The sequence below is a fragment of the Marisediminitalea oceani genome (genome assembly GCF_003731635.1).
Lineage (GTDB): Bacteria > Pseudomonadota > Gammaproteobacteria > Enterobacterales > Alteromonadaceae > Alteromonas > Alteromonas oceani.
This window is the reverse complement of the sequence record NZ_RCUA01000004.1, coordinates 1-6,171: the sequence shown is the minus strand read 5'-3', so window position 1 is coordinate 6,171 and position 6,171 is coordinate 1. Positions and strand designations below refer to the sequence as shown.

General features: G+C 43.2%; 10 protein-coding genes. 1 reads left to right on the top strand and 9 read right to left on the bottom strand.

Translation table 11 applies throughout. From position 1 onward, the window contains the following. Window positions 1-40 precede the first annotated feature (40 nt). The 9 genes from D9T21_RS23095 to D9T21_RS00850 all read right to left on the bottom strand — a co-directional run bounded on the left by D9T21_RS23095 (window position 41) and on the right by D9T21_RS00850 (window position 4,071). Window positions 41-163 carry a hypothetical protein gene (locus D9T21_RS23095; RefSeq protein WP_277423846.1) on the bottom strand — a complete coding sequence of 41 codons (123 nt, stop codon included), beginning with the start codon at window positions 161-163 and terminating at the stop codon, window positions 41-43. A 48-nt stretch (window positions 164-211) separates the two neighbouring features. Beyond that, window positions 212-682: a hypothetical protein gene (locus D9T21_RS00885; protein WP_123323315.1), complete on the bottom strand. Its 471-nt coding sequence runs from the start codon at window positions 680-682 to the stop codon at window positions 212-214. A gap of 70 nt (window positions 683-752) precedes the next feature. Then, window positions 753-1,043 (bottom strand): hypothetical protein, encoded by a 291-nt coding sequence (locus D9T21_RS00880; RefSeq protein WP_123323314.1) that lies wholly within the window; start codon window positions 1,041-1,043, stop codon window positions 753-755. A 110-nt stretch (window positions 1,044-1,153) separates the two neighbouring features. After that, complete coding sequence (locus D9T21_RS00875; RefSeq protein WP_164464539.1) at window positions 1,154-1,474, bottom strand: hypothetical protein; 321 nt, start codon at window positions 1,472-1,474, stop codon at window positions 1,154-1,156. 171 nt (window positions 1,475-1,645) lie between these two features. After that, on the bottom strand, window positions 1,646-2,077 hold the full coding sequence (locus D9T21_RS00870; RefSeq protein ID WP_123323312.1) for a hypothetical protein: 432 nt from the start codon (window positions 2,075-2,077) through the stop codon (window positions 1,646-1,648). Window positions 2,078-2,161: 84 nt separating this feature from the next. Then, window positions 2,162-2,503, bottom strand: coding sequence for a hypothetical protein (locus tag D9T21_RS00865; RefSeq protein ID WP_123323311.1), 342 nt, complete (start codon window positions 2,501-2,503; stop codon window positions 2,162-2,164). Window positions 2,504-2,524: 21 nt separating this feature from the next. After that, window positions 2,525-2,746 (bottom strand): hypothetical protein, encoded by a 222-nt coding sequence (locus D9T21_RS00860; protein WP_123323310.1) that lies wholly within the window; start codon window positions 2,744-2,746, stop codon window positions 2,525-2,527. An 88-nt stretch (window positions 2,747-2,834) separates the two neighbouring features. Further along, window positions 2,835-3,434 (bottom strand): hypothetical protein, encoded by a 600-nt coding sequence (locus tag D9T21_RS00855; RefSeq protein ID WP_123323309.1) that lies wholly within the window; start codon window positions 3,432-3,434, stop codon window positions 2,835-2,837. A 100-nt stretch (window positions 3,435-3,534) separates the two neighbouring features. Beyond that, window positions 3,535-4,071 carry a P-loop NTPase family protein gene (locus D9T21_RS00850; protein ID WP_123323308.1) on the bottom strand — a complete coding sequence of 179 codons (537 nt, stop codon included), beginning with the start codon at window positions 4,069-4,071 and terminating at the stop codon, window positions 3,535-3,537. A gap of 857 nt (window positions 4,072-4,928) precedes the next feature. Between D9T21_RS00850 and D9T21_RS00840 the strand changes: the two genes are divergently transcribed. Next, on the top strand, window positions 4,929-6,140 hold the full coding sequence (locus D9T21_RS00840; RefSeq protein WP_123323316.1) for an IS256 family transposase: 1,212 nt from the start codon (window positions 4,929-4,931) through the stop codon (window positions 6,138-6,140). Window positions 6,141-6,171: the final 31 nt, after the last annotated feature.

Sequence of the window (6,171 nt, the reverse complement as noted above, 5' to 3'; positions counted from 1 at the left end):
TGATCTAAGTCGTTTTGACTCACTCTGAGAGGGTAAACTTCTATGCGGATTGGTATAATTCGGCCTTTATCGATTCCACCCGATCCGGATAAGCCTGTTTATCAATAGAGTCCAGCGCTTCACAGAGTTCATCCACACTGTAGTTTTTATAATTCGGTTCCATATGTTCTTTTTCTTATTGCTTCTGCTGGCTTAGGTTTTTTCAAGAGATTTAGCACCTGGTATTAGTGATAACCATATTGGTGATCATGCTTACCCGGCTTTGACTATCGCCATCTCGTAAGTCTATATCGATTTTTCTGCCTTTTTGTAACTGCTTTCTTAAATCATCGTGAACACAAACCAGATTCAAAACAGAGGCTTTCCACTCTGCTTTGAGTGTTAGTTTATTTGGGCGCTGATAATTTGTAAGTGATAGGTCGGCGCCATCAGAATAAGTAAAAACAAGCTTAATCACCGGCTGCGAAGTGCTGATGCTATTAAAGGTAATACGCTGTAATTCCGGCTCAAAATACTGCTTTAAGGCCTCGTGGTATTCCTCATCCTGCCATTGTGGGTAGTTACCGAAAAACAGCGTAAATATAAAAGAAAACACAAACACACCAACAACAATGTAGCCGTATTGTTTGACAAAAACAGCAACGAACCAGTCTGCTTTTTGTTTAAACCGCTGAGCTTTCAAGATAGCCTCATCTGCAAAACAGACCGGCTTTTATTCTGGCAGGCAGCGCCCATTGGCAACAATGGCCACATCAAGTGCTTTGTTCCGTGTCACTTTGTTTTTGCAATGCTTTTTGATATTGCTGCTCTGTAACAAACCACAAAAACGCTCCAAACAAGCAGCCGCCAATAGACCACACCACAGCTCCAATAAATACCTGTGCCCTCTGTATTATGCCTTGCTCGTTAAACGCATCGTTTACTACAAAGGTCATGACGATAAACATTGGGATACCCCAGCACAGCAAGCCTTGTACAAAGGTAAACCTTAAAGCCCCCTGCTTTCTTCTTTGCTGCCAGTTTTTAAAATCCTTTTCTTTCATATTTTTTGCGTCCTCTTGACCTTTAACCTCTTAGTTCCAAGCGAACTTGGCTGGTAACCTCCAACTGCGTAGGTTGCCCTTAAGACAACGCCACTGTTAAAAGTGCCATGCTAGGCAGCTTCCTTAGGGCCACGCCCATAAAAGTAACCAGACAAGGCAATCAATACCATTTGCACCGCAGAGGCCGGTATCACTATAAACAGATCCAGCCGTATATTGATGCTCTTGGGCAAAGAGAATTCCATTCCCAACCACGCACAAAGCATCAGCATAAACATGCCGGCAGAAAAAACAGAAAGTGGTTTACGGTGTCGGATAAAAGAGGGGTTTGTGAGCCTGACCGCTAAAAGTATAATCAAGGTGATAACGGGTATCAGACATACAACAAAAAACGCAATAAGGTAAATCGTTCTCCAGGGCTGCTCATCCATGTTTTCTGGCACACCAACCAGGGCGTTGCACCCTGCCAGCAATAAACAACCTGCTAAAACTAATATTATTCGCACTCTCTACCTTCCATGATTTTTAAACCTTACTTCAATATTTTCTGAGAGTTAACCAAATAAACACACCACCGTCCATTAGGCTTGCCAGAACCGCCTCTACTGTTTTCTATTGTAAACTTCATACACGTTTTTTGGTGAAGGTAACAACAGCTTGCCCTCACTGACGCAGAATGAATTTCTCTGCACATCCAGCGGTATTCTTGGATCTCTGAACTGCAATATAAAACAACCTTCGCTATCTGCATCGGATTCAATTGTATAGGCTGTATTCATCGGTTTCTGATCGGGCCTTAGTACTGAGTATACCGCCTCCGATATTACTATTTCCTGAGGCTTTAATATGGCTGAGAATTTAGCAACTTCCCCTTTAGTCATATCCGACGCTTTAAGGTTATCAATCGTTTCATCTATGTTTAGCACCCAATGACCAACGATACTGACTTTAGACTGCGGTAAGCGCTCTGCATGGAGATAGCTAACGAATAAGGCCAGACTGAATAAGAAAATCACCTGAAATTTTGTTTTCATTGTGTTGTATCTCCGTGTGGTCCTTTATGCGATACATTCCTCAGGCTGAAAAAAATAGCGAAAAGTCGCCTGCGCCTCACAGGTTTAAGGCACCTTCTCTGAAGTTGGCTCGCCAATACTCACGAGCCTGTCATTTTTAAAGTAAAAGCTAATATTCTGATAAATCACCTGTTCCTCATCATCCACAATAAAGGCATCAGGATTAGCCTGACGTAGAAGAAAAACTACGTCTTTTTTAGAAGTAGACTCTATGCCGGTAACAATGAGGTTTCCCAACTCACTAACAGCTTGCTTCTGTGAGTAAAGCTCCATTTCGGTGTATTTATTTGTTGCTGCCTGGTCTATAACAACCAAACACCAATAGACATTGGACACCAGCAGACCAATAAAACAACACCAGAATCCTGCCTTCCAGCTCTTAACCACCGTTAGTATTCCTTTTAGCCATTAACCGCGTTTCTCAAGCGCGGTTACCCTTTTACGAATGTCGTTGAGCACAAGCAAGCCGCCAAGGAATACAGCACCAAAAGTGGCCGCGATTATGAGCCCAAGGATACCGCCCAACAGACCTTGTAATTTAAAACCCGCCGCAAAACCCACCACCAGCATTACCCACAAGGCAATTTCCAGCAATAAGGAATATAACTTAACGACTAATTTAGATAGCATGCTTCGTTTCCCTGTTGTTATTGATTTACCATTTTGTTCAACGCACATCACGTTTCGCTTAAGAGCGAAGTGAGCTATCTGGCTATGATTAACGCTGGATTGAAGAATAAAAAGACCCGGCAAGAATTAACATTAAAAGCCCCAACACAACGTAAAAAACGGATATCGTATTGTTAGGCTTTATTGCGTTGGCGAGAAAAAATTCATTGATGCCGGGGATTAATTTAGCCAGTAAGTGACTGTCTTTGGAGTTTTTCAGCTTAAACTGGCCGGTCCCCATCCAGCTTTGCACAGACACTTGCAGATCGGTCTTAATATCCTTCAGTTTGATTAACGAAAGCTGCTCTTCAAATTCAATACTATTTTTACGCAGTGCGTAATGTAATGAATCTCTGAATGAATCATCAGAAATACCTATAGCAATATACCCATTCAATTGGATCCAGCAAAACACTATCAAAGCAATGGTTATCAGCGGGCTGATGTATGCGATTAGCCCTAAGTCAACGGGAGAGGATAAATGATATTTGAATATAAAAATGACTTTAGGTAGCAGAGCGAACAGCACTAACACAATGAATATTTTTGAAGGGATCAGCAAAGGTTTGTTTGAAACGATCACCTTAGTACCGATGAACAGAAAAAATATCGCCATGGCGGCAGTCACGAACAAATAGTACATGCTCATAATAAAATTCCTTTTTTATTGAGTAGCTAAACCCCATCCCTGGGCTGACTCTGCGACGCTAAGCGCTGAGCCTCTTATGCTACACTCCTGTTTAACCGCCTTAATCGGCGACAGTATTTGCCAGGAATGCCTCGGCTTGTTTGGGTGAACTTAGCCGTATACAGTTTATAGCTTGCGTTGCCGGGCTGTTAAACAGTTTGGCGTATTTCTTTCGGGTTTTCCAATAATTACTTAGCATCCACAGTACTACCGAATCGGAGGAGAAAAAATTACGCCTGAAAGACTCTTTGTTTCCCGTACAGGGCCAAACTTCTTCTTTTGTGTAGGCACGCTTAACTGAGCGAAACAGCATTTGTTTAAACGTATGCCAAAAGCCGTAATCCAGCCACACGATAGTATCGACGTATTGCCATTTAAATGAATTGGTTTTGGACTGATTGCCATCGAGTACCCATGACTCTTGTTCAAGCAAAGGCTTAAGTGTTGCGATAAAGTCTTCCAGCTCAAGATGCTGCCAGTTGGGTAACCAGAAAACGGCGTCCATTTCGATATACGGCACACCCAGTTTTGCTGCAAGTCGGTTGCTAAAATGTGATTTACCGCTCCCGCTGGTGCCAACTACATTTATTCGTTTCATGTTGTAAAGCCTTACTGGTGAGCAACCTTGTTGCTAACCACAAACTATTCTGTGGAGATGGTTCCGGTTAAGGTGAATCAAATATAACGTAGCCGGTACGGGCAGGCACAAAACCAGCGATAAGGCCCAATTTAAGCTAACTAGTCCTATCGATGCAAATAAAGAGGCCCCCATCCCTAACAGCAAATAAATGACCAATCGATATAATAGCGATCTTGAATCAATATGCCGCTTATCCAAGGTTAAAAGCAATACTACCCCGCGCAAACCGCTAAGGCCACATATTAGAAGCATCACAGCGCCCAATAATCCACTGGAGGGTTCAACGAAAAGAATAGTCGCCCAAAGCGGACTCACCATCAATGCAAAAGTCACCAGAAAGACCGAAGGCCCGTAAGACAAAATTAGTAGCGTTTTAAAAAGAGCACTGTTCATATTATTCGTATAGTCCTTTATTCCGATAATGAACATACAACTATTAACTACTTTAAAACAAAGCTTCAGCCCAGAGCAAAAGGGGCTTGTTATAGCCAAATAGAAATTAAAAACTAGCGGGCAGATTTACTTCGACGTTTTTTTAAACCTACGCGGCAAAAGCGCGAAAATAACTGAACAAATCACGATTATATATACTGAATTAAAAAAGAGGCCTACTGCGTTTAACGGATCTGGCTCGCATTGCGTTTGAAGGACGGAGCAAAACATAAAGTCCACTATGAATGATGACAGTACCCCAAGTCCAACAATTGCCATATAGCTGGATAACGGTTTTAGCCTTATCATTGAGACTGTAACTAATTTTGTGTAACTGCCTATCTCAACATACTCTATTAAGAGTTAAGGATAGGCAGATGAACATGAATAAGAAAGAGCTTGAAGCTTTCGCAAGGGAAGCAGCCAAAGGGATTAAAACACCTGAGGACTTGAACGAGTTTAGCCAGATGCTGAAGAAAATTACTGTTGAAGCGGCATTGAACGCGGAGATGGATGAGCATCTTGGCTACGAGAAACACCAACAGTCCACGTCTACCAATACCCGTAACGGCAAGAGCAGTAAACGGGTCAAAACCGAAGACGGCGAGTTTAAACTCGATACGCCTCGCGACCGTGAAGGCTCCTTTGAACCCAAACTTGTCAAAAAGCACCAAACCCGTTTCACCTCCATGGACGATAAAATCCTCTGGCTGTATTCACAGGGCATGAGCACCCGTGACATCGTCAATGCCTTTGAGGAATGGTATGGCGCAGAGATATCGCCCACGCTCGTTTCTCGTGTCACCAATGCCGTTATTGAGCAGGTGATTGAATGGCAATCTCGCCCTTTAGATGCCGTCTACCCGATTGTTTACCTGGACTGCATCGTAGTGAAGATTCGTCAGGATAAACGGGTCATCAATAAATCTATCTTCCTGGCTCTGGGTATCAACACCGAAGGTCACAAAGAACTGATGGGGATGTGGATTGCTGAGAATGAAGGCGCTAAGTTCTGGTTGAGTGTGCTGACTGAGCTTCAGCAGCGTGGCGTCGAAGATATTCTTATCGCCTGTGTGGATGGCCTGAAAGGCTTCCCTGATGCTATCAACACCGTTTTCCCTCAGACACACATCCAGCTATGTATCGTGCACATGGTGCGCAACTCACTCAAATACGTATCATGGAAAGACTACAAGGCCGTCACGACGGATTTAAAGCGGGTTTACCGCTCAGCGACTGAAGACGAAGCCTTGCTCGAACTGGAACGCTTCAGTGAAATCTGGGATGGCCAGTACCCACAAATCTCTAAATCATGGCGTAACCACTGGCAGAACCTTAATACGTTGTTCAGTTACCCTGAAGATATCCGTAAAGCGATTTACACCACCAACGCCATTGAGTCGCTCAACAGTGTCATCAGAAAGGCTATCAAAAAGCGGAAAATCTTCCCCAGTGACGATGCAGCAAGAAAGATGGTTTACTTAGCGATTCAAGATGCCAGCAAAAAATGGACAATGCCCATTCAAAACTGGCGTCAGGCTATGAGTCGTTTTATTATCGAGTTCGAGGAACGCCTCGAAAGACACATTAACTAAATGGCAGTTACACAGAATCTGTTACAGGCTC

Excerpts from the sequence above, each read along its gene's own strand:
- D9T21_RS23095 (WP_277423846.1), bottom strand. The coding sequence starts at position 163 with ATGGAACCGAATTATAAAAACTACAGTGTGGATGAACTCTGTGAAGCG.
- D9T21_RS00880 (WP_123323314.1), bottom strand. The coding sequence starts at position 1,043 with ATGAAAGAAAAGGATTTTAAAAACTGGCAGCAAAGAAGAAAGCAGGGG.
- D9T21_RS00875 (WP_164464539.1), bottom strand. The coding sequence starts at position 1,474 with ATGGATGAGCAGCCCTGGAGAACGATTTACCTTATTGCGTTTTTTGTT.
- D9T21_RS00870 (WP_123323312.1), bottom strand. The coding sequence starts at position 2,077 with ATGAAAACAAAATTTCAGGTGATTTTCTTATTCAGTCTGGCCTTATTC.
- D9T21_RS00860 (WP_123323310.1), bottom strand. The coding sequence starts at position 2,746 with ATGCTATCTAAATTAGTCGTTAAGTTATATTCCTTATTGCTGGAAATT.
- D9T21_RS00855 (WP_123323309.1), bottom strand. The coding sequence starts at position 3,434 with ATGAGCATGTACTATTTGTTCGTGACTGCCGCCATGGCGATATTTTTT.
- D9T21_RS00850 (WP_123323308.1), bottom strand. The coding sequence starts at position 4,071 with ATGAAACGAATAAATGTAGTTGGCACCAGCGGGAGCGGTAAATCACAT.
- D9T21_RS00840 (WP_123323316.1), top strand. The coding sequence starts at position 4,929 with ATGAATAAGAAAGAGCTTGAAGCTTTCGCAAGGGAAGCAGCCAAAGGG.